General features: G+C 34.0%; 23 protein-coding genes. 16 read left to right on the top strand and 7 right to left on the bottom strand.

The annotated features are described in order from the left end of the window. Positions 1–139 precede the first annotated feature (139 nt). The gene (locus tag HGPG_RS06840; RefSeq protein ID WP_019125320.1) at positions 140–1,384 is read left to right on the top strand and encodes an L-cysteine desulfidase family protein; all 1,245 of its coding nucleotides are present in this window, start codon (positions 140–142) and stop codon (positions 1,382–1,384) included. A 69-nt stretch (positions 1,385–1,453) separates the two neighbouring features. Here the strand turns inward: HGPG_RS06840 and HGPG_RS06835 are convergent, their stop codons facing one another. Continuing rightward, positions 1,454–2,890 (bottom strand): TraB/GumN family protein, encoded by a 1,437-nt coding sequence (locus HGPG_RS06835; protein WP_019125319.1) that lies wholly within the window; start codon positions 2,888–2,890, stop codon positions 1,454–1,456. A 7-nt stretch (positions 2,891–2,897) separates the two neighbouring features. Further along, positions 2,898–3,971, bottom strand: coding sequence for a pyridoxal phosphate-dependent aminotransferase (locus HGPG_RS06830; RefSeq protein WP_019125318.1), 1,074 nt, complete (start codon positions 3,969–3,971; stop codon positions 2,898–2,900). Positions 3,972–4,058: 87 nt separating this feature from the next. On the opposite strand from HGPG_RS06830, the gene HGPG_RS06825 reads away from it, so the two are divergent. From HGPG_RS06825 to HGPG_RS06780, 10 genes are all read left to right on the top strand, one after another. Continuing rightward, positions 4,059–5,057, top strand: a complete 999-nt coding sequence (locus tag HGPG_RS06825) for a threonine aldolase family protein (protein WP_019125317.1) — start codon at positions 4,059–4,061, stop codon at positions 5,055–5,057. Between the two features lie 8 nt (positions 5,058–5,065). Further along, the gene (locus HGPG_RS06820) at positions 5,066–5,701 is read left to right on the top strand and encodes a hemerythrin domain-containing protein (protein ID WP_019125316.1); all 636 of its coding nucleotides are present in this window, start codon (positions 5,066–5,068) and stop codon (positions 5,699–5,701) included. 162 nt (positions 5,702–5,863) lie between these two features. Beyond that, positions 5,864–6,760 carry a Fic family protein gene (locus tag HGPG_RS06815; RefSeq protein WP_019125315.1) on the top strand — a complete coding sequence of 299 codons (897 nt, stop codon included), beginning with the start codon at positions 5,864–5,866 and terminating at the stop codon, positions 6,758–6,760. A 129-nt stretch (positions 6,761–6,889) separates the two neighbouring features. Then, a complete protein-coding gene (locus HGPG_RS06810) occupies positions 6,890–9,673 on the top strand; it encodes a heavy metal translocating P-type ATPase (RefSeq protein WP_019125314.1) in 2,784 nt (927 codons plus the stop codon). Next, entirely contained in the window at positions 9,670–9,939 is a 270-nt protein-coding gene (locus HGPG_RS06805; protein WP_019125313.1) for a metal-sensing transcriptional repressor, read from the top strand. Before HGPG_RS06810 ends, HGPG_RS06805 begins: the two co-directional genes overlap by 4 nt. 7 nt (positions 9,940–9,946) lie before the next feature. Next, positions 9,947–10,417, top strand: coding sequence for a hypothetical protein (locus tag HGPG_RS06800; RefSeq protein ID WP_019125312.1), 471 nt, complete (start codon positions 9,947–9,949; stop codon positions 10,415–10,417). 7 nt (positions 10,418–10,424) lie between these two features. Further along, positions 10,425–10,895 carry a hypothetical protein gene (locus HGPG_RS06795; RefSeq protein ID WP_019125311.1) on the top strand — a complete coding sequence of 157 codons (471 nt, stop codon included), beginning with the start codon at positions 10,425–10,427 and terminating at the stop codon, positions 10,893–10,895. Positions 10,896–10,902: 7 nt separating this feature from the next. After that, a complete protein-coding gene (locus HGPG_RS06790) occupies positions 10,903–11,373 on the top strand; it encodes a hypothetical protein (RefSeq protein ID WP_019125310.1) in 471 nt (156 codons plus the stop codon). A 7-nt stretch (positions 11,374–11,380) separates the two neighbouring features. Beyond that, positions 11,381–11,851, top strand: a complete 471-nt coding sequence (locus tag HGPG_RS06785) for a hypothetical protein (protein WP_019125309.1) — start codon at positions 11,381–11,383, stop codon at positions 11,849–11,851. Between the two features lie 7 nt (positions 11,852–11,858). After that, the gene (locus HGPG_RS06780; protein WP_019125308.1) at positions 11,859–12,320 is read left to right on the top strand and encodes a hypothetical protein; all 462 of its coding nucleotides are present in this window, start codon (positions 11,859–11,861) and stop codon (positions 12,318–12,320) included. Between the two features lie 43 nt (positions 12,321–12,363). Here the strand turns inward: HGPG_RS06780 and HGPG_RS06775 are convergent, their stop codons facing one another. Together HGPG_RS06775 and HGPG_RS06770 are read right to left on the bottom strand one after the other, a co-directional pair. Continuing rightward, the gene (locus tag HGPG_RS06775) at positions 12,364–13,767 is read right to left on the bottom strand and encodes a phospholipase D family protein (RefSeq protein WP_019125307.1); all 1,404 of its coding nucleotides are present in this window, start codon (positions 13,765–13,767) and stop codon (positions 12,364–12,366) included. Between the two features lie 21 nt (positions 13,768–13,788). After that, positions 13,789–14,205, bottom strand: a complete 417-nt coding sequence (locus HGPG_RS06770) for a hypothetical protein (RefSeq protein WP_019125306.1) — start codon at positions 14,203–14,205, stop codon at positions 13,789–13,791. Positions 14,206–14,328: 123 nt separating this feature from the next. Between HGPG_RS06770 and HGPG_RS06765 the strand changes: the two genes are divergently transcribed. Genes HGPG_RS06765 through HGPG_RS06755 form a run of 3 tightly spaced genes read left to right on the top strand, consistent with a single transcriptional unit; the run spans position 14,329 to position 16,200 of the window. Then, a complete protein-coding gene (locus tag HGPG_RS06765; protein WP_019125305.1) occupies positions 14,329–14,718 on the top strand; it encodes a GntR family transcriptional regulator in 390 nt (129 codons plus the stop codon). Next, complete coding sequence (locus tag HGPG_RS06760; protein WP_019125304.1) at positions 14,708–15,550, top strand: ABC transporter ATP-binding protein; 843 nt, start codon at positions 14,708–14,710, stop codon at positions 15,548–15,550. Before HGPG_RS06765 ends, HGPG_RS06760 begins: the two co-directional genes overlap by 11 nt. After that, on the top strand, positions 15,547–16,200 hold the full coding sequence (locus HGPG_RS06755; RefSeq protein ID WP_019125303.1) for an ABC-2 transporter permease: 654 nt from the start codon (positions 15,547–15,549) through the stop codon (positions 16,198–16,200). Before HGPG_RS06760 ends, HGPG_RS06755 begins: the two co-directional genes overlap by 4 nt. A gap of 47 nt (positions 16,201–16,247) precedes the next feature. Here the strand turns inward: HGPG_RS06755 and HGPG_RS06750 are convergent, their stop codons facing one another. After that, a complete protein-coding gene (locus tag HGPG_RS06750) occupies positions 16,248–18,092 on the bottom strand; it encodes an ABC transporter ATP-binding protein (RefSeq protein ID WP_019125302.1) in 1,845 nt (614 codons plus the stop codon). After that, positions 18,079–19,815 carry an ABC transporter ATP-binding protein gene (locus HGPG_RS06745; protein ID WP_019125301.1) on the bottom strand — a complete coding sequence of 579 codons (1,737 nt, stop codon included), beginning with the start codon at positions 19,813–19,815 and terminating at the stop codon, positions 18,079–18,081. Before HGPG_RS06745 ends, HGPG_RS06750 begins: the two co-directional genes overlap by 14 nt. A gap of 169 nt (positions 19,816–19,984) precedes the next feature. Between HGPG_RS06745 and HGPG_RS06740 the strand changes: the two genes are divergently transcribed. Together HGPG_RS06740 and HGPG_RS06735 are read left to right on the top strand one after the other, a co-directional pair. Next, positions 19,985–20,224, top strand: coding sequence for a CDIF630_02480 family spore surface protein (locus tag HGPG_RS06740; protein WP_019125300.1), 240 nt, complete (start codon positions 19,985–19,987; stop codon positions 20,222–20,224). Positions 20,225–20,265: 41 nt separating this feature from the next. Beyond that, positions 20,266–20,817: a phosphatase PAP2 family protein gene (locus HGPG_RS06735; protein ID WP_019125299.1), complete on the top strand. Its 552-nt coding sequence runs from the start codon at positions 20,266–20,268 to the stop codon at positions 20,815–20,817. Here HGPG_RS06735 and HGPG_RS06730 read toward each other — a convergent pair. Beyond that, positions 20,791–21,243, bottom strand: coding sequence for a nucleoside deaminase (locus tag HGPG_RS06730; protein WP_036731846.1), 453 nt, complete (start codon positions 21,241–21,243; stop codon positions 20,791–20,793). The two genes, HGPG_RS06735 and HGPG_RS06730, sit on opposite strands and share 27 nt — an antisense overlap. Positions 21,244–21,275: the final 32 nt, after the last annotated feature.

Here is a 21,275-nt window from a genome sequence, read left to right as displayed (position 1 = left end):
CTTATTTTTGTTTACAACAATAAGTTACCTATTTTAATTGTAAAAAATTTTAAAAAATGAGTTTGAAAAATACTATTAGGATAAGCTTATCGTTTTTTGTTATAATATATTTGTTAAAAATAAATTATGAGGGGATTTTATGGATTATAATAAATTTTTGAGAGAGAAAATGGTGCCTGCCTTCGGCTGTACCGAGCCCATAGCTTTGGCATATGGTGCAAGTCGCGCAAGATTTCTTTTGGGAGTGGATCCTGAAAAAATTAAGGCTAATTTATCGGGCAATATTATTAAAAATGTAAATAGCGTCAAGGTGCCAGGCACTGATGGAAGAAAGGGAATAGAAATTTCTCTTGCTGCTGGTGCTTTTCTTGGCGACTATACTAAGAAGCTTGAAGTTTTATCTGGTGTTGATAAGTCTAAGCTTAACACCCTAGATGATTTAATAGAAAAGGGTCTCGTTGACATAGAACTTGTTCACGAAATTAAGGGACTTTACATAGATATAATTATGGAGAAGGCTGACAAAAAGTCTCAGGTAATTATAAAGGATTATCACACAAATATTATTTACGAGAGTCTAAATGATAAGGTCCTCTTGGAAAAGAAGGACCAAGAGGAAGTTGAAGAAAATAAAGTTGACTTGTCCTTTGATAAAATTTATGATTTTGCAAAAAATGGAAATTATGACAGTATAATAGATGTCTTGGATAAAGAAATAGACTACAATTATGCCATAGCCAAAGAGGGCATTGAAAACCCATGGGGCGCAAATATTGGCAAAATGATCTTGGAAGATGCAGAAAATAATTATAAGGATAAATTAGTTGCCTATGCTGCCGCAGGTTCTGACGCTCGTATGTCAGGCTGTGAAAAACCTGTTGTCATAAATTCAGGATCTGGCAACCAGGGCATAACAGTTTCTGTTCCAATAATTATCTACGCTAAGGACCATGACATCGACAAGGACAAGTTATATAGGTCTCTAATTTTTGCAAATTTAATTGGCCTTTACATAAAAGAAGGCATAGGCGAACTATCTGCCTACTGCGGAGTGGTATCTGCAGCGGCGGCTTCTGTATGTGGTATAGCCTTTATGAAGGATGAAGATAGGGATCTCATAAAAGAAATTTTAACAAACGCCCTTGCTACAAATTCAGGAATTATTTGTGACGGTGCCAAGGAGTCTTGTGCCATAAAAATTGCATCCAGCCTAAAGATGTCCCTTCTTGCCTACAGGCAAGCCAAGGAAGGCAACTCCTTTAAACCAGGAGATGGCATAGTAAAAGGCGATGTTGATGAGATGATAAAAACTGTTGGTCACATAGCCATGGAAGGCATGAAAGAAACAGACGAAGTAATTTTAAGAGAAATGATTGGAAAATAAAATAGCAAATAATAAAGACGAGGTTTTATGCCTCGCCTTTTTCTATAAATTTTGCAATTATTTTAAATTTTATTTTTCTACAACTATATAGCCCATGTCTCTTAATATTCCTGTGACAGAATTTTCTGGCACAAGGTGGGCTGAACCTATTAGGATAAAGTAAGTGTTTTTGCCATCTTTTTTTAACAAGCCGTCAATTTTTTGCGCCATGCCCTTGTCTCTTTCGCTGGAGAGTGCCTGGCTAAATTTTTCTGAGGCCTCGTCGCCCTTAACTGATAAGATTGATTTCATCTTAGCCCTGTCGCCACTTTGCCAAGCCTCAAGTATCTTGTCCAGGCCGGAATTAATATTTTTGTAGCCATTTCTTTCGATTTCGCTTGTTAGGGACTCAATCATCTTTATATAGGCTGCCTTGTCAAAGTTTTCCAGGATATTTGATTGGTATTCCATGGATTCAAGCTCGTCAATTTGGATTTTATTTAAGAGACTCAGTGACATAAAGTAGGACTCAATGCCTAAGCTTGCCTTTGGAGATTCAGGTGCTGGGTCAGAGGATAGGGCGTTATAAACTGCCCAAGGCTTTAGGGATTTCACTTGATCTTCCTTCATGCCAAAGCCTTCAAATATTTTTAAGACTCTTGTGTACAAATCTTCGCCCAAATCATCTTTTAGATTTTTTCCGTCCTTGTAATAAATTTTTTCGCCCATCTTTTTTGCCTCTTCCTTATTTGTTACATCTATTTCCATGTAAATTTTGTCAGAAGACTTTAAGGCAGAAATAATATTTTCATCAAGGGGATAAAGGGAGCTCTTGCCAACGTGAATGGAGCCCAGCATATAAATTTTGTTGTCCTTGTTGGAAACTTCGTAGAAAAATCCCTTGGAGACCTTGCCATTTTCTTGCAAAATTTTATTTACAGCGCGGTTGTAAAGAGAGATCATCTCTTGGAGAGGAATTTTTGAATTTAAATATTTTTCATCAGCTGAGCCCAAAAATATTTTTCCTTCCCTTAAATTATTCATTTCAAATTTTTCATCATTTAAAAGTTTTGAAATTGAATTTAAAATTTCAGATCTGGTCAAATCTTTAAAGGCAAAATCTCCACCTGTAACAAGATCTCTTTCTTCTATTTTTTCTCTTGCAAGTTCGTAACAAGCCACGGCGTCATTAAGGGTAACTGGCTTTGTAAAATCTTTGCCATCTAAAACAAATTTTGCAGGGTAAAGACCCATAAACTGTGCTTCGTTTAGGTCTTTTATCGCCCAGGAACTGTATATTGGATTTTTATTTTGCGATAAATCTTCCTTTTTTGATTTTACTTCCTGGACTTCCTCTATTTTTTTATCTAAAGTATTTTGCTTCTCTTCAGTTTTTATATTGTTAGCCTTTACTTCTGTGACTACAGGAGTAGCCGCAGAGACAAAGCTTGGAAGTAAAAGTGTCGGTACAAGAAGCAAGCTAGAAAATATTTTTTTAAATTTTTTTATTTTACTATTTTTCTTCAAAAATCATTCACCTCTTATAAATCTCTTTCAGATTTTCTAAAAGTTTTTCATTGGCATCATCATCTAAGATACAAATCCTAAAATAACTTTGGCCTAAATTCTTAAAAGATTTGCAGTCGCGAATTACTAGACCCTTCTCCAAAAGTTTTTCTCTAAGTTCTGTGGCATTAGGTCCACCTAAAATTTTAATCAAAATAAAATTCCCAAAACTTTTATGTGGCTTTAAATTTTTTATTTTAGAAATTTCACTGAAGATGTAATCTCTCCTTGATCTTATAAAATCAAAGACCTCTCTAAGATAATCCTCATCAGAGAACATTATCTTGCCGCAAATTTCTGCAACAGAATTTATTTGCCAAAGGACTTCCTTATTTTTAAAGTAGTTTAAAAAATTCTCATCAGAGGAAAGTCCATAGCCCAGCCTTATGCCAGGTAGGGCAAAAAACTTTGATGTCCCTCTTACCACTGCGAGATTCTTGTAAGAATCAATTAGTTTTGTGGAAGAGTAGGTGGACATATCTGTGAACTCAATATAAGTTTCATCTACTAAAATTTTTGCAGAAGTTTCATTTAAAATTTTTTCTATTTCATCTGCACTTAAAATTGTGCCAGTGGGATTATTGGGATTTGCAAAAACTAAAAATTCCACACTTTTTTCCACAATAGTTTTTATAAGGTCATCTAAATCAATTTTAAAATCATTTTTTTCTTCTAAATTATATTCAATTATCTCAGAATTTATTTTATTAAGCTCATTTTCGTACTCGGAGTAACAAGGAGACAATATAATAGAAACTTTTGGCGCAAAAAATTTTATTGCGTCCTTTAAAATTTCTGTAGACCCAAGTCCAAGGACTATATTATGGCTTTTACAATTTACATAATTTGAAATTGAATTTCTTAAATCTATGTAATCTACATCGGGATAGCTAGAAAGCAAGTTTAAATTGTCTAATAGGCCGTCGAGAGCTTTTTTGCTGGGACCAAGGGGATTTATATTTGATGAAAAATCTCTTATGTCCCTTATTTCAATGCCCTTATTTTTTGCAATTTCAAAAACATTTGCACCATGACTGTTCATTAAAACACCTCCCTCCTATTGTACCCTATTTGGTAAAATTTTTACATTTAATATATAATATTGGGTAAGAAGAGAGTGAGGTGGCTTATGAATAATTTTAGAAATGATTATAACGATTTTGGTTCGAGAGAAATTTATGAGGAGATAAATAGAATTTTTGACGAAAAAATTTCTGGCTATGGTACTGATGAGATTTCAAATTCTGCCAGAGCTTTAATTTTAAAGGAAATAGGAAGGGACGCCGACATTGAATTTGTATCTGGCGGCACTGCCACAAATATTTTGGCGACAACCTTTGGCCTTAGACCCTACGAGGCAGTTTTGTCTGCATCCACTGGCCACATAACCCATCATGAGACAGGCTCCATTGAAGCAACGGGACACAAGGTTGTGACAATAAAAACTTCTGACGGCAAATTAAGGGCAGGGGACATAAAAGATTTAGTGGAAAACCAAGCTGGCGAAGTTGATGTAAGGATAAAAGTTGTCTATATTTCACAAACCACAGAAGTTGGTACAGTTTATTCTCTTGATGAAATAAGAGAAATTAATGAAGTTTGCACCGAAAAGGACCTATACCTATACATTGACGGTGCGAGAATTGCTCATGCCATGGCTGCAAATAATACAAAATTATCTGATTACGCCAAGTATTCACACATTTTTTCCATCGGCGGCACAAAAAACGGGGCAATTTTTGGAGAAGCCCTAGTTATTTTAGATGAAAATTTGAAAAAAGACATCAGATATTATCTAAAGCAAAGAGGAGCCATGATGGCAAAGTCCTTCTTGATTGGTTTATCTTTTAAGGTTTTATTTCAAGATGGCTTATATTATAAAAATGCCAAGAGAGCCTATGAGATGTCAAGACTTCTTGTTGATGGACTAAAGGAAATGAATAGAGAGCCACTTTTTGGCGAGTCCAACCAAATTTTTATTAAGTCAAATCCAGAGGAAATTGAAAAATTAAAAGAAGAAAATATTTTTGAAATAGACAATGTGAAAGAGTCAATAATTAGACTTGTGACAAATTATAGAACTAGTGAAGAAGATGTGAGAGGATTTCTAAATTCTCTTAAAAATTAGGAGGAATTATGTTAGAAAGAAATATGACAGTTGAAGCTGCAGTAATGGAAAACCCAAAAGTTTTACAGGAACTTCAAAAACTTGGCGCAGAATATGATTTTATAGCCATGGAAAGCTTGGAAGATGCCTTAAAATCCCTTGGCGAAAACTGCGATGCCTTTATAAAAAGAGTTGAGGGCCAGACTGACTTTAAGGACATGGATAGGGTTAGAAAGATGAATAAGGAAGAGCTCATTAACTATATCGTTGATGAAATTCACCCTTATGAACTGGCAACAACGGAAAAAATCGATGAAATTTTTAGGGGAGCAATAAAAAAATATTACAGAGAGAGGGGAGAACAACTCTTTGTAATTTACGAAGTTCTTTTATTAATTAAGGCAGAGCTTGTTTCCCACTTCTCCAGCGAAGAAGAGTTTGAATTTAAGGATGCCTTGGCAGGAAAAGATGTGGACTTCGAAAATCTAGTTGCAGAGCACGAAAAGACTATTGGACTTTTTGACAGAATAAAATATTTAACTCGCGACTACAAAATGAAGGCAGAAGAACCAGAAGTACAAGAGCTCAACAAACTCATGGGCGAACTTGACGAGGACATGAGAAGACATATTTACATCGAAAACGAAATTTTATTTAAGATGTAATTTTATAATTTAATAAATTTTATTGGTTTAGCTTTTGGCTAGACCATTTTTTTGCCTTTAAATGATCTTATATCATTCCGAGGATGGTTTTATATCATTCCGATGCCCTTGCTATTGTTCCGACAAAGTTTTATAATTTCTTTAAGTGAGGAGAAGATAAAAATGTATATTGGAGTAAAAGAAATAGCTAAGCTTTGGAATATATCTGAAAGAAGAGTAAGGTTTTTGTGCTCAGAGGGAAGAATAGATGGAGCCTACAAGGAAGGAAATATATGGAAAATTCCTGAGGATGCAGTAAAACCTTCCGACGACAGGAAGAAAAATTTAGAAAAATTATTAAAAACAATAGATGAAAAATTAAAAAAGCTAAATTCTTTAAGACCTTTAACAGAGGGAGAAGTTGAAAGGTTAACAGAAGACTTTATGGTTGAGTACACTTACAATTCTAATGCCATTGAAGGCAACACTCTTACATTGAGAGAAACGGATATGGTGCTCAGAGGTCTCACTATAGGACAAAAACCTTTAAAAGATCACATAGAAGCAGTCTCTCACAAGGAAGCTTTTTATTTTGTAGTTGATTTGGTAAAAGAAAAGAGAGACTTATCTGAAAGCATAATAAAGCAAATACATTATCTAGTATTGGGAGATAAAAAAGATGATAGAGGCCTTTATAGAAGAGTTCCTGTTAGAATTATGGGAGCAAGTCACCAACCAGTTCAACCTTATTTAATTCAACCCATGATGGAATCTCTATTGATAGATTACAAATCATCTGAGGAAAATCTTATAAAAAAATTAGCTAAATTTCATATTGAATTTGAATCAATACATCCATTTATTGATGGAAACGGAAGAACGGGAAGATTATTAGTAAATTTGGAACTAATGAAGCATGGATATCCACCAATTGATATTAAATTTAAGGATAGGATGAAGTATTACGAAGCCTTTGAAGAATATCATAGAAAAAATAATTTAGCTGCAATGGAAGATCTCTTCGCCTCCTATGTAGACAAAAGACTTGATGAATATATTAGACTTTTGGAAAGTAAATAAAAATGAAGGGCTGAGAAGTTTTAATAACTTCCAGCTCTTTTTTAAGAACTATTATCATATACTTGCAAAAAAATATTTCCAGTGTTACTATAATAATAGGAACACCCCCTAGGGGGTATGGGAGGTAATATGGAGAAAAAATTTGATGTAAGTGGCATGACATGTGCATCTTGCGTCGCCAATGTCACAAAGGCTGTAAAAAAGCTTGATGGCGTAAGTGATGCAAATGTAAATCTCATGACCAACTCAATGAAAGTATCTTACGATGAAAATAAAGTTAACGACAATAAAATAATTAGTGCAGTGGAAAAAATTGGCTACGGTGCCAAGATCTCTGGCGAAAAAGTTACAGGGGAAAATAAAAAAGAAGAGGACAGAGAAGGGCATTTAAAAAATAGACTTGTGTCTTCTCTAGTTTTTATGCTTATTCTCATGTATGTTGCCATGGGTCATATGGTCCACCTTCCAAGTCCAAGGATTTTTCATGGCAGAGAAGGGGCAATAATTTTTGCCTTCACACAATTTCTCTTGGCTCTTCCAGTAGTCTATATCAATAGAGACTTTTACATCTCTGGTTTTAAGGGCCTAAAAAATAGGGCGCCTAACATGGACTCTCTAGTTGCCATAGGCTCTGCCGCATCTCTAATTTATGGTATCTTTGCCATTTATATGATGGCTTATGGCTTTGGTCATGGTGACCTGGACTTAGTTGATGTATACAGAAATAATTTGTACTTTGAATCTTCTGCCATGATTTTGACCCTAATAACTCTTGGAAAATATCTTGAAGAAAAATCTAAAAATAAGACTAGGTCTTCCCTAACAAAGTTAATGGATCTTGCGCCAAAAAGGGCAACAGTTATAGAAAATAATGAAGAAGTTCAAAAAAATATTGAAGATGTGAGAGTCGGCGATGTCATAATGGTAAGGCCAGGAGAAGCTGTTGCAGTTGACGGAAAAATTATCGAGGGCACATCTTCCCTTGATGAATCTGCAGTGACTGGCGAATCTATTCTAGTTTCAAAGTCAGTAGGCGATAGAGTCATCTCTGCCTCTATTAACACAACGGGCTCCTTTAAATTCATAGCAGAAAAAGTTGGCGAAGACACAACAATTTCTCAGATCATAAAATTAGTTGACCAGGCAAATGAATCTAAGGCTCCCATTGCAAAATTGGCAGATAAAATCGCAGGCGTTTTTGTGCCAGCAGTTTTAATTATTTCTGCCCTTACCTTTATTATTTGGACAAGCCTTGGCTATGGATTTGAAAGTGCCCTTAACTTTGCAATTTCAGTCCTCGTCATCTCTTGTCCTTGTGCCCTTGGACTGGCAACGCCAGTTTCCATTATGGTGGCAACGGGAAAGAGTGCAGACTTTGGACTCCTCTTTAAAAATGCAGAAGTTTTGGAAAATCTTCACAAGATTGATGCCATTGTTATGGATAAGACGGGCACAATTACTGAGGGAAAGCCTAAGCTAACAGACATTCTTACAGACTTAGACCAAGATGAATTTTTAAAAATTGCTGCATCAATTGAAAAAAATTCACAGCACCCACTGGCAACTGCAATTTTAAATTATGCTGATGAAAAAAATATAAAAATTTCTGAAGTAAATAATTTTGATTCAGTTAGCGGAAGAGGTCTAAGTGCAGACTTAGATGGCAAAAAATATTTTGCCGGCAACAGAGAATTTATGGAAGAAGAAAATATTGACCTCAAGGACTATGAAAGGAAGGCAGAAAAACTTGCAGGAGAGGGCAAAACTTCCATGTACTTTGCAAATGAAAGTGGGGTCATAGGAATAATTTCTGTAAAGGACCTTCCAAAGGAAAGCTCCAAAGATGCCATTGCCCTTTTAAAAGCCATGGGCAAAAAAATAATAATGCTTACTGGTGACAACGAGAAGACAGCTTTAGCCATAGGCCGAGAAATTGGCGTTGACGAAACTTTTGCAGGTCTACTTCCAGATGAAAAAAACAAAAAAATTGATGACTTGCAAAAATCTGGCGACAAGGTCCTCATGATTGGTGATGGAATAAATGACGCACCCTCTCTTGCCAAGGCTGACATTGGCATGGCAATAGGGCACGGAACAGATGTGGCAATAGAGTCTTCCGATGTGGTCTTAATGAGGTCAGACCTCTTAGATGTTGTCTCTGCCCTTGAACTTTCCAGCGCCACAATAAAAAACATAAAGGAAAATTTATTCTGGGCATTTTTCTACAATACAATTGGAATTCCCCTTGCGGCAGGTCTTTTATACCCAGGCTTTGGCATAAAATTATCGCCAATGTTTGGCGCCTTTGCCATGAGCATGTCTTCAGTTTTTGTTGTAAATAATGCACTTAGGCTTAGAAGATTTAAGCCAAGGGGTATAAATTCTTTGGAAGAAAAAACTCCTGAAAAGGAAAAAATTCTTAATGAAGAAAAAAATTCTGAAATCATAAAAAATCTTCACGAAGAAAATGTAAAAATGGAAGAAAAAAATCTTACTACAATAAAAGTAGAGGGCATGATGTGTGAGCACTGCGAAAAAAGAGTAAGTGAAGCCTTGGAGAAAACTGGTAAAGCAAAAAATGTCCTTGCCAACCACCAAGAGGGCACAGTAAAATTTGTTGATAGTGGAATCACTGCAGAAGAAATAAAAAAAGCAGTGGAAGAAGCAGGTTATAAAATTATTAAAAATAAAGGAGAAAATAATATGGAAAAAATTTTAAAAGTTGAAGGAATGTCTTGTATGCACTGTGTAGCTCATGTAAAAGAAGCACTTGAAAAGCTAGAAGGCGTAAGGGAAGCTGATGTAAAGCTTGAAGAAAAAAGAGCAGAAGTAAAAATGGACAAAGAGGTTTCAGATGATGCCCTTGTAAAGGCAGTGGAAGGCGCAGGCTACTCTGCAAAAATAGAAAAATGAGAGCAGACAAGGAAGTCCAACTTAGGAAATTAAAAACTGTCAGGGGACAAATTGACGGCCTTATAAAAATGGTGGAAGAGGACAGGTACTGCCTGGACATATCCAACCAGCTTATGGCGTCAATTTCCATCTTAAAAAATATAAATAAGGATGTCCTGACAGCCCACCTAAGGGGCTGCGTGAAAGATTCTTACTCCAAGAGTCAGGAAGAAATTGACGAAAAAATCGAAGAAATCAACACCATTATAAATAAATTGTCAAAGTAGGTGTGATATGAAAATTAAAAAAATATTTTATTTATTTGTAGTCTTAATTTTTCTCGCAGCTTGCAAGAAGGATGAAAGTCATGAGATAAAATTTTCCACTGGAGAAGTTTATAAATTTCAAGATTTATCTGTGGAAGTAATAGCTGATGAAGAAGATATGACTACAAGAGAGATTTTTTCTTCTGAAGACAATGAAGAAAAGTTAAAAGAAATAATTAGTCTTTTGGAAAAGTGCCAGGCTACCGATCCAGGCCATGGCTATGCTTCTATCCCAGATTATCAAAGTTTAATTATTAAACTAAGGGATAAAAATAAGGAAGATACAATTTTTATGTACGACTCAAAAAGAGATAGAAACACAAAAAAATTTCACTATTCCTTATATGGCAGACTTGGGAAATACGATGGAGCTTGTCTTTTGTCTGATGATGATTTAATTTCAGAGATAAAATATATAATAAATAAGTTGTCAAAGTAGGTTTGATATGAAAATTAAAAAAATATTTTATTTGTTGGTGGTTTTAATTTTTCTCACAGCTTGCAAGAAGGATCAAAGTCATGAGATAAAATTTTCCACTGGAGAAGTTTATAAATTTCAAGATTTATCTGTGGAAGTAATAGCTGATGAAGAAGATATGACTACAAGAGAGATTTTTTCTTCTGAGGATAACGAAGAAAAGTTAGGGGAGATAATAAGTCTCTTGGGAAACTGTAAGGTAGTGGACCAGGGATATTCCTATGCTTCAATCCCAGATTACAATTCTTTATTAATTAATCTACACAATAAAGATGAGGAAGATACAATATATATGTACGACTCAGAAAGAGATAGAGATACCAATAAATTTCACTATTCTTTCTATGGAAATCTTGGCAACCAGGAAGGTCCTACACTCTTATCAGATGACGACTTGATTTCAGAAATAAAGTATATAATAAATAAGTTGTCAAAGTAGGTTTATTATGAAATTTAAAAAAATATTTTATTTGTTTTTGGTCTTAATTTTTCTCACAGCTTGCAAGAAGGAGGAAAGTCATGAGATAAAATTTTCCACTGGAGAAGTCTATAAATTTGAGACTTTATCTGTGGAAGTAGTTTCTGACGAAGAAAATATGAAAACTAGAGAAATTTTTTCTTCTGAGGATAATGAAGAAAAGTTAAAAGAAATAATTAGTCTTTTGGAAAAGTGCCAGGCTACAGACCCAGGTTATGGATATAAATCTATCCCAGATTATGATAGTTTAATAATTAAACTGAGAGATAAAAACAAGGAAGATACAATTTATATGTATGACTCAAAAAGAGATAGAAACACAAAAAAATTTCACTATTCTTTATATGGCAGTCTTGGAAAATACGATGGGGCTTGTCTTTTATCTGATGATGATTTAATTTCAGAAATAAAGTATATAATAAATAAGTTGTCAAAGTAGGTGTGATATGAAATTTAAAAAATTATTTTATTTGTTAGTAGTCTTAATTTTTCTCACAGCTTGCAAGAAGGATCAAAGTCATGAGATAAAATTTTCCACTGGAGAAGTTTATAAGTTTGAGACTTTATCTGTGGAAGTAGTTGCTGACGAAGAAAAAATGACCACGAGAGAAATATTTTCTTCTAAGGATAATGAAGAAAAGTTAGGGGAGATAATAAGTCTCTTGGGAAACTGTAAGGTAGTGGACCAGGGATATTCCTATGCTTCAATCCCAGACCACAATTCTTTATTAATTAATCTACACAATAAAGATGAGGAAGATACAATATATATGTACGACTCAGAAAGAGATAGAGATACCAATAAATTTCACTATTCTTTCTATGGAAAGCTTGGCAACCAAGAAGGTCCTACACTCTTATCAGATGACGACTTGATTTCAGAAATAAAGTATATAATAAATAAGTTGTCAAAGTAGGTGTGATATGAAAATTAAAAAAATATTTTATTTGTTAGTAGTCTTAATTTTTCTCACAGCTTGCAAGAAGGACCAAGCTCATGAGATAAAATTTTCCACTGGAGAAGTTTATAAGTTTGAGACTTTATCTGTGGAAGTAGTTTCTGACGAAGAAAATATGAAAACTAGAGAAATATTTTCTTCTGAGGATAATGAAGAAAAGTTAAAAGAAATAATTAGTCTTTTGGAAAAGTGCCAGGCTACAGACGAAAGCAATTGCTATGCTTCTATCCCAGATTACCAAAGTTTAATTATTAAACTAAGGGATAAAAATAAGGAAGATACAATTTTTATGTACGACTCAGAAAGAGATAGAAACACAAATAAATTTCACTATTCCTTATATGGCAGACTTGGAAAATACGATGGAGCTTGTCTTTTATCTGATGAGGATTTAATTTCTGAGATAAAGTATATAGTGGACAAATAAAAAAGTCACGGTAGTCTTACCGTGATTTTTTGTGCTTAAAATTTTACCAAGTGCAGAGACCAGTTTTTTCTTGAATCTTCCAAAGTATTCTCATGAAAAATCTCTTTTCATAATGATCTTCAAGAGGAAGGGTGTAGTCCCCGCCTTTATTATTCCAAAGTCTTTCAAAATATGCTTCCATTTCTCTTGCTATTTCAGAAGATTTTTCCATTTCAAGAGCCAGATTTGTCTCCAAGTTATAGTTGTCTAAATTTCTCCTTGTGTAGTTGGCAGAACCAAGTATGGCAAGGGGATTTTTGTCCTTGAATTTAAAATAAATAAATTTTGTGTGGAACTGCTCGCCAGAAGTTTGATACCAGCGAATATTTATGTCTGGATAGTCCTCTTTTAATTCACAGAGGGCAGGTCTATTTGGCGACCCATTTTTTTCAAGACCAAAGGCATCCTTGTTTAAATCTGCAATGATTTTTACATCAACGCCGCGTTCTGCTGCTTCGCCAAGGGCTTTTAAAATCCTAAATTCAGAAAGGTAAAACATGCCAAGACTTATTTTGTCGCCCTTTTTTGTCTCCCTTATATTTTTATAAATTTCTTCAAAGATTTTTCCTTCACTAATAACTTTTACCTTGTAAGGAGAAGTTACTTCTTCTGCCTTAAAATTTTCTATTGCGTCAGGTAATTTGTCAAAAAATATAGATTCAGACTTAATTAAATCTTCCATGGCCTTGCCGCGAAAGACAAGAGCGACATTAGAGTGATAAGCTGATGGGTCATGTGGATTTGCAGAAGCAACTATGGCTTCCTTTTCTGAAATGATAACTTTTCTGTGGTTGCCCTTAAAATTTATCAGCTTTAAAATTGACCTCACATTTACTTTTTCTCCGTCCTTGTCAAAAAAGTTTCTTATCCAGCCACTACCAGATGTGCCAAACCACTTGACATAGGCTCTGTAGCCGCCAGATAAAAGGGCGTTAGAGTCACGCATTTTATTTAAGTCAGTGACAACCACTTCAATTCCATTTTCACGAAGCTTCTTTAGATTATCTTCTTCGTAAGCTCCGTAAAAATTATTTATGGGGTCTGTTACAAATAAAATTGGCATGTCAGGATTTTCTTTTTTCTTTGCCACTAAAAGGTCTGTCATTTCTTCCACTTGATTTGGAAAGTCCATGGACTTGTCATATTCATCATTGTAGAGGAAAAAATCAATCATGAGAAATTTTTTTGCATTTTTTATAGTTTCCATCTCGCTCTTAAAAATTTCCTGCTCATGAATCCTCTTGCCATCTTTAAGATATGTTAAATCATATAAAAACTTACAGTCAGCATCCTTAAAATCGCTGGACACATTGGTGCCAGGAGGATTTTTTGTATTTAAGCTGTATAAAATTGGAATAAAAATAAGTAATAAAATAATAAAAATCATAATTTTCTTTTTCTTTTTCAAAATCTTCTCCAAAATTTAAAATTACTTTGTGGGAATTAGGTCTTGGACCCTTGTACCAGTACTTCCATACTCTCTATCAAATTTAATATTATATTTTCCTGTATTAGGATATCTAAGATAATAAAATATTTCTTCTCCGTTTCTTAAATTTTCATTTTTGCTCCACTCAATGCTTGGATTATGAAGAATTTTTTCTATATCTTCCCTGTCCTTCTCATTCTTTATGCTGATAATTTTGGGATATTCAAGAACTTCTATCTCAGCCTTGCCAGATCCATCATAGCCAGTGAAGTGAAACTGAATTGTGAGAGGGTCCATGGTCACATAGGCGTCAGGTTTTCTTAGCTTTACATAATAAAAGCAAGTGGAAAATATTATTAAACTTGCAAAAATTATAAAAGTTAAATTCTTTTTAGATTTCAAGTTCTTATTAACCATCAATATCACTCCTTTTTTTTATTATATCAAAGTTTTAAGACTAACTTGTAAATAAAATTTTACAGGAAATAAATTGACAAGTGTTATGGTGTGTTATATAGTGTTATATAACGAGGAGGCAAAATGAAAATTATTTTAATAAATGGCTCTGCTGTTCCTCTTTACGAGCAGATAAAAAACGCAATTAAAGAAAATATTTTAAAAAACAAGGTTGAAGAAGGCGAGAAGCTCCCTTCTGTAAGGACTCTTTCTAAAGATTTAAAGGTAAGCATCTTGACAGTAAAAAAAGCTTACGATGAGTTGGAAGAAGAGGGCTTTGTTGAATCAAGACAGGGACTTGGCACCTTTGTCGCAGGAAAAGACTCTGAAGTAAAAAGAGAAGAACTACAAAAGAAATTAGAAGAGCATTTGCAAGAAGCAATAAATTTGTCTATTCAATTAAATTTAGACAAAAAGACAGTTTTAGAATTATTTGAATTTTTATACAAGGAGGGCTTGGACTATGACGAATAAAATTGAAGTTAGAAATTTGAAAAAAACTTATGACAATTTTGTCCTTGGGGAAAATTCCTTTGATATAAAAAAGGGATTTATCACTGGATTTATTGGGAAAAATGGAATGGGAAAGACAACTACAATAAAATCACTCTTGTCCTTAATAAATTATGATGGAGAAATTTTTGTCGACGGCCAAGATGCAAAAAACTTAAATTATCTTCAAGATGTGGGGATAATTATGGACGATTCCTTCTTGTCAAAGGACTGGAAAATTTCCATGGTCAATGAGGCAATGAAGTGTGGCTATGAAAATTGGCAGGAAGATAAATTTTTATCTTACATCAAAAATTTTGGCATTGAAAAAAATAAAAAAGTTAGAGAATTATCTCGTGGAATGAAAATAAAATTAATGTTTTCAATTGCGCTTTCTCACAAGGCAAATCTTTTAATTTTAGATGAGCCAACAAGTGGACTTGACCCAAGTATGAGAGATGAACTTACAGATATGTTAAAGGAATTTGTGGAAGATGAAAATAATACAGTGCTTTTTTCCACTCACATAACAGAAGATTTAGACATGATTGCTGATTATATTATTTTTATTGACCAAGGAAAGATCATTGAAAATTCTAGTAAAGAAGATTTTTTGGAAAAATATTTTGTTTTAAAGGGAGGAGAAGAAGATAGAGAACTTTTAAAAGACTTTGATCTTCTTGGCATAAAATCTACAGGCACTTCCTTTGAAGCCCTTGTAAAAAATATTGAAATAGGAAAAATTCCAGAAGAATTAATTCTTGAAAAGCCAGATATAAATAAAATTTTAGTTTTATATGGGAGGAAAAAATGAAAGATATTAAAAAAATAATAAAGTTAGATTACATTTCAATAGTCCCCTATTTTACTTTTAAAAATTTAATTATAATGATTTTTTTATATTGTTTTTATTTTGTTGTGAGCAAAAATCCGGCCATAGCAATTTCAATGCCACTAATATTTGCCATAATTTATTCCTCTTATCCTTTTTTAGTTGGAGATGAGGCTGGATTAGATGGTTTATATAAAATTTTTGGAATAAAGAATAGAGATGTTGTAATTGGAAGATATATATTTGCAATAATTTTATTTTTATTTGCAGTAATAATTGGACTTATATTTACAATTTTATCTTTATTTTTATCTAAAGACCTTGAAATGGGAAATATATTACCAATTTATGCATCATATTTTCTCGTTTATATAATTATGATTTGCATTCAATATCCAATATTTTTTAAATATGGATACACAAAGGGGAGGACAATTTATCTAATACCAGTTATAATAATTGGAATTTTAGGATTTTTAGGGAGTTATTTTGACGAAACAGCTAAAAAAGTTTTGTTAGCAATAGAGAACAATAAAATTATAAGTTCTGGAGTATTTTTATTAATTTTTATAATTATAATTTTTTCATCAATAAAGATTTCTGAAAAGAATTATAACAACAGAGATTTCTAAAAAAATAAGGTGTTGGAAAAAATCCAGCACCTTTTTTTAATATAATTTTATTCGTCGAAGCCACCTGTGTAGAGCTTGTAATAAATTCCTCTCTGTTCTAGTAAGTCTTTGTGGTCGCCTCTTTCTACAATTTCGCCATTTTGAAGAACTATTATTACATCTGAGTTCATAATTGTGGAAAGCCTGTGGGCAATTACAAAAGTAGTTCTTCCCTGCATTATTTGATCCATGCCTTCTTGAACGATTTTTTCTGTACGAGAGTCAATAGATGATGTCGCCTCGTCAAGGATCATAACGGGTGGGTTAAATATTTCTGCTCTTGCAATGGAAAGAAGCTGCATTTGCCCTTCAGAAAGTTCGCCACCTGCTCCAGTGATAAGAGTGTCGTAGCCATCTTCTAGGTTCTTTATAAAGTCGTGAGCCTTGGTCCTCTTAGCCACTGCAAGGGTTTTATCCATGTCCACATCATCTACAGAGTAATTTATATTTTCTGCAATAGTGCCTGTGAAGAGGTGAGTGTCTTGAAGGACCATGCCAAGTGATGAGCGAAGGTCCTTCTTTTTTATTCTCTTAATGTCAATGCCGTCAAAGGTGATTTCGCCCCTGTCAATGTCATAAAATCTGTTAATCAAATTTGTGATTGTAGTTTTTCCTGCGCCCGTTGCACCAACAAAGGCAACCTTTTGACCTGGCTTGGCGTAGAGATTTAAATTTTTCAAAACTTTATTTTTGCCGTCATAGGAAAAGTCTACATCCTTAAATCTTATGTCCCCCAAAAGTTCTCTGTAGTCATCTGTCTTTAAGTCGTGCCAAAAATATTTTTCTTCTCCATCTATTTGTCGAAGGACTTTTTCCACATCCCCTGAATAATCTTCTGGCTCAACTTCTAGGAATTCAAAGATTCTTCTTGCGCCTGCTAGAGCAAGGACAACTGAGTTTATATTGCCACCAATTTGTCCCATGGGACCAGTTATAGTTCTTGATAGTTGCAAGAAGGATGCAACGACGCCAACTGTTATGCCAAAGCCACCGTGAACGGCCATTAGTCCACCTATTAGGGCAAATAAAATATATTGAAAGTTTCCAATGCCAAAAATAAGTGGGAATAAAAATAATCCCAATCTATTTGCAATCATTGTGTTGTTCATTAGCTCGTCGTTAATTACTGCAAAGTCTTCCCTTGCAGCATCCTCGTGGTTAAAAACTTTTACAACTTTTAGACCGTCAATCATCTCTTCGATGTAGCCATTAGTCTTGGCAAGGGACTTTTGTTGGCTCAAGAAATAATGGGAAGACTTGCCTCCAATTACATTCATGACAAAAATCATCAGTCCCACTGTAAAAATTATTACAAGAGAAAGAGTAGCTGATTGAGAAAACATGGCTATTAAAACCATAATTATAGTCATAAGTGATGACACAAAGGAAGGGAAGGACTGGGCAATCATATCGCCTAGTGCCCTTACATCATTTGTGTAGTAGGACATAATGTCGCCGTGACTTTTACTATCGAAGTAAGAAACAGGAAGAGCCTCCATCTTTTCAAACATAATCTTTCTCATGTCGCCAAGGGTGTTTTCAGAAATGTAGACCATGAGCCTTGAATAGGTAAAGGATGAAAGAACACCTAGAGCCAAGAAGCTTCCCATCTTAATTAGCATGGACAAGAGGTCAGAAAAGTCTGGGTTTGAGCTATTTACCAAGGGGATGATGTAGTCATCAATTAGAAATCTCATAAATAAGGACACAGAAATTGTGGCGAGGGATGAAATAATTACCAATACAGAAACTGCAAGGAGTTTATACTTGTGCCTCTTAAAGATAAAAGACAGCAATTTTTTTGCAGCATCTTTATTTTCCTTTGATGTAATTTTTGTCCTATTCTTTTGCATCAAAATCACCGTCACTTTCTTGAGTTTCATTAATTTCTCTATAGATTGGACTCTTTTCGATAAGCTCAGCGTGCTTACCAATAGATTCAATTTCTCCCCTATCTATAACAAGAGTGTAGTCAGTATTTTTTAGGGACTTGATCTTTTGTGAAATTAAAATTTTTGTCATGTCAGGTCTAAGTTTATTTAAAGACTCAATTATTTTTTCTTCGGTTTTGTTGTCAAGGGCTGAAGTTGAATCGTCCATAATTAAAATTTTTGGATTTTTCAAAAGAGACCTGGCAATAGAAATTCTCTGCCTTTGTCCACCAGAAAAGTTTGTGCCTCCTCTTTGCACCATCATGTCCAGGTCCTTTTCAGGGTCTATGAAGTCATCGCAGGATGCAATGTAGAGAGCTTCCTTTAAGTCATCATCACTTAAATTTTCATTTGCCCACTTTAAATTCTCGCGAAGAGTTCCAGTGAAAAGTTGATTTTTTTGTAGGACAACAGAAACTTCATCTCTTAAAGAAATTAAATGGTAATTTTTTACATTTTCTCCGCCAACATAGACATCGCCCCTTGTAGTGTCAAAGAGCCTTGCTATTAAGCTTATTAAAGTGGACTTGCCTGAACCTGTGGGACCAATTATGCCCACATAGTCGCCAGAATTTATTTTTAGATTAATATTTTTTAAAACTGCCTTGTCTAGGTCTCCTGAATAGGAAAAGTAGACCTGGTCAAAAATAATTTCTCCATTTTTTACATTTTTAACTGGATTTTCTGGGCTGACAATGGATGGTTTAGTTTCTATTACTTCATTGATTCTTCTTATGGAGTTTCTCGCAATGGTAATTTGCACCAGGATCATTGAAAGCATTAAAAGTGAAATTTGAATTTGAATGGCATAAGTCACAAGCCCTGTAAGAGCTCCTGTAGACATATTGCCTGCAACAATATAGTGACTTCCCAGCCAAGCAATTAAAATAGTCATGAGGTAGGTGGAAAAACTCATAAGTGGATTTGAAAGGGCAAGAAGTTTTGACGCCTTGATGTAATTATTTTGAAGTTCATCAGAAATGTCGTTAAACTTTTTTATTTCCTTGTCTTCTCTGGCAAAGGACTTGACAACTCTTATTGCAGACAAATTTTCAGACACATTTGTGTTTAATTTGTCAGTGATTTTAAAAACTCTTTCAAAAATTGGATAGGCGCCTTTAATTATATAGCCCATGCCAAGGGCAATTAGTGGGATTATAATAACAAAGGTTGGCGCAAGTTCTCGCGAGAGCTTAAAGCTCATGATGAAGCAAAAAATCAGAGTTAGAGGGGACCTTATTGCCATCCTTATAGTCATTTGAAATGCCATTTGCACCATTTGCACATCAGTAGTCATCCTAGTTATAAGAGTTCCCCTCTTGAACTTGTCCATGTTTTCAAAGGAAAAGTTTGTGATATTTTCGAACATGGAATAACGCATATTTTTTGCAAGGCCAGAGGATGCCTTTGTAGCAAGATAGCCTGAAATGATGCCAGTGGCAAGGGATATTCCTGCGACAACAAATAAAATAAGGCCGTAGTGGATTATATTTTCTCTTGCATTTTTTAGTATGCCCTCATCAATGATCTTCGTCATGAAAAAGGGAATTGCTGCATTCATTAAAACTTCTATTAAAACAAAAAAAGGCGAGAGAATAGCATATTTTTTATACTCGCCTAAATTATCAAAAACAACTTTTAGCATATAGCACTTCCTAAATTTTTATTATACTTTAATATATCTACCCAAAAAAACTTTGTCAAACATTTTACTAAATTTATTGTAATACTTTACTTAAATGAATTGAAATTGAGGTTTTTTTGTACTAATATAATATTAAGAATATTTTATTATTATTAATGGAGGAATTATTATGACAGACAATAAAAAAGAAAAAGATTTAATTGAAAATTCAAAAACTCTTTCTGATGCAAAAAAGAAACAAATGAAGGCAAATATGGACCAACAAAAGCAAATCAACTCAGAAAACAGACCAGACTCTGATGTATATGCTAAGACAGAAAGAAAAGATCCTGAAACAGGAATCGAAATTCCAACTGAAAATTCTGTTGAAGAAGCTAAAGAATGGGTTGACAACGAAAATAGAATGTAAAAATTGGCCTAGGAATAGGCCTTTTTTCATAAGAGGTGCAAATGGATAAAAAATTTTTAGAATGGCTCCTTAGCATAAGGACGGAGACATTAAATAGGTATATGATTGCAATTACACACCTGGGAACAGGCGGTGCTATTTGGCTCTTCACCACATTTATTTTATTTTACTTGGGATTTAGAATTGAGAGCGTAAATATTGCCCTTGCCCTAATTTTTAATGGAATAGTTTGCAATTTACTTTTAAAAAATATTTTAAAGAGAAAAAGACCTTCATGGATATCAAAAGTTGAGCTTTTGATAAAAAATCCAACAGACTTTTCCTTTCCATCAGGACACGCATCTTCATCCTTTGCAGCTGCTTTAACTATTTACTTTTACTTTAAGGGCATGGGAATATTTTTCCTTCTTGTGGCAACTTTAATTGCCCTCTCCAGGATTTATCACTTTGTCCATTATCCCAGCGATGTAATAATAGGAGCAATACTTGGCATAGTTATTGCCATACTTACAAAAAATAATTACGACAAATTTATCTTAGAATTTTTGCAAACAAATGCTGGATTTTTATTTAGACCTCTTCCTAAGATCTGAAAAAAATTCGCTTATTAAGTTTGCACATTCTCTCTCTAAGATTCCCGACTCATAACTTATCCTGTGATTAGTTATGAGTTTTTCTATTTTTTGGTGAGAAATAACTGCACCAAAGCGCTTATTCCTTGCGCCAAAATATAAATTTTTTATGCGGGCATTTAAAATAGCGCCGACACACATGAGGCAGGGCTCTAAGGTCACATAGATGTCGCAGCCTTCCAAGTGATAGGAATTTAAATTTTTTGACGCCATATTTATAGCCATAATTTCTGCATGGGCAAGGGGAGAGTGAAGCTCTTCTTTTTTATTGTAGCCATATCCAATTATTTTATTATTTTTTACTATGACACATCCTACGGGCACGTCGTCAGATAAAAGTGAGCGCCGTCCATAGCGGATTGCCTCTTTCATATACTTGATTTCCATAAAATTATTATAGCAAATAAAAAAATTTATTG

It is taken from the genome of Peptoniphilus grossensis ph5, assembly GCF_000311825.1.
In the GTDB taxonomy this organism is placed as follows: Bacteria; Bacillota; Clostridia; order Tissierellales; family Peptoniphilaceae; genus Peptoniphilus_A; species Peptoniphilus_A hominis.
Note: the sequence above shows the minus strand (reverse complement) of the source record. Positions and strands in the feature narration are given on the sequence as shown.

Bases quoted from the DNA above. Each gene is read 5' to 3' on its own strand.
- HGPG_RS06840 (WP_019125320.1), top strand. From the start codon at position 140: ATGGATTATAATAAATTTTTGAGAGAGAAAATGGTGCCTGCCTTCGGC.
- HGPG_RS06830 (WP_019125318.1), bottom strand. From the start codon at position 3,971: ATGAACAGTCATGGTGCAAATGTTTTTGAAATTGCAAAAAATAAGGGC.
- HGPG_RS06825 (WP_019125317.1), top strand. From the start codon at position 4,059: ATGAATAATTTTAGAAATGATTATAACGATTTTGGTTCGAGAGAAATT.
- HGPG_RS06820 (WP_019125316.1), top strand. From the start codon at position 5,066: ATGTTAGAAAGAAATATGACAGTTGAAGCTGCAGTAATGGAAAACCCA.
- HGPG_RS06815 (WP_019125315.1), top strand. From the start codon at position 5,864: ATGTATATTGGAGTAAAAGAAATAGCTAAGCTTTGGAATATATCTGAA.
- HGPG_RS06810 (WP_019125314.1), top strand. From the start codon at position 6,890: ATGGAGAAAAAATTTGATGTAAGTGGCATGACATGTGCATCTTGCGTC.
- HGPG_RS06805 (WP_019125313.1), top strand. From the start codon at position 9,670: ATGAGAGCAGACAAGGAAGTCCAACTTAGGAAATTAAAAACTGTCAGG.
- HGPG_RS06800 (WP_019125312.1), top strand. From the start codon at position 9,947: ATGAAAATTAAAAAAATATTTTATTTATTTGTAGTCTTAATTTTTCTC.
- HGPG_RS06795 (WP_019125311.1), top strand. From the start codon at position 10,425: ATGAAAATTAAAAAAATATTTTATTTGTTGGTGGTTTTAATTTTTCTC.
- HGPG_RS06790 (WP_019125310.1), top strand. From the start codon at position 10,903: ATGAAATTTAAAAAAATATTTTATTTGTTTTTGGTCTTAATTTTTCTC.
- HGPG_RS06785 (WP_019125309.1), top strand. From the start codon at position 11,381: ATGAAATTTAAAAAATTATTTTATTTGTTAGTAGTCTTAATTTTTCTC.
- HGPG_RS06780 (WP_019125308.1), top strand. From the start codon at position 11,859: ATGAAAATTAAAAAAATATTTTATTTGTTAGTAGTCTTAATTTTTCTC.
- HGPG_RS06770 (WP_019125306.1), bottom strand. From the start codon at position 14,205: ATGGTTAATAAGAACTTGAAATCTAAAAAGAATTTAACTTTTATAATT.
- HGPG_RS06765 (WP_019125305.1), top strand. From the start codon at position 14,329: ATGAAAATTATTTTAATAAATGGCTCTGCTGTTCCTCTTTACGAGCAG.
- HGPG_RS06760 (WP_019125304.1), top strand. From the start codon at position 14,708: ATGACGAATAAAATTGAAGTTAGAAATTTGAAAAAAACTTATGACAAT.
- HGPG_RS06755 (WP_019125303.1), top strand. From the start codon at position 15,547: ATGAAAGATATTAAAAAAATAATAAAGTTAGATTACATTTCAATAGTC.
- HGPG_RS06750 (WP_019125302.1), bottom strand. From the start codon at position 18,092: ATGCAAAAGAATAGGACAAAAATTACATCAAAGGAAAATAAAGATGCT.
- HGPG_RS06745 (WP_019125301.1), bottom strand. From the start codon at position 19,815: ATGCTAAAAGTTGTTTTTGATAATTTAGGCGAGTATAAAAAATATGCT.
- HGPG_RS06740 (WP_019125300.1), top strand. From the start codon at position 19,985: ATGACAGACAATAAAAAAGAAAAAGATTTAATTGAAAATTCAAAAACT.
- HGPG_RS06735 (WP_019125299.1), top strand. From the start codon at position 20,266: ATGGATAAAAAATTTTTAGAATGGCTCCTTAGCATAAGGACGGAGACA.
- HGPG_RS06730 (WP_036731846.1), bottom strand. From the start codon at position 21,243: ATGGAAATCAAGTATATGAAAGAGGCAATCCGCTATGGACGGCGCTCA.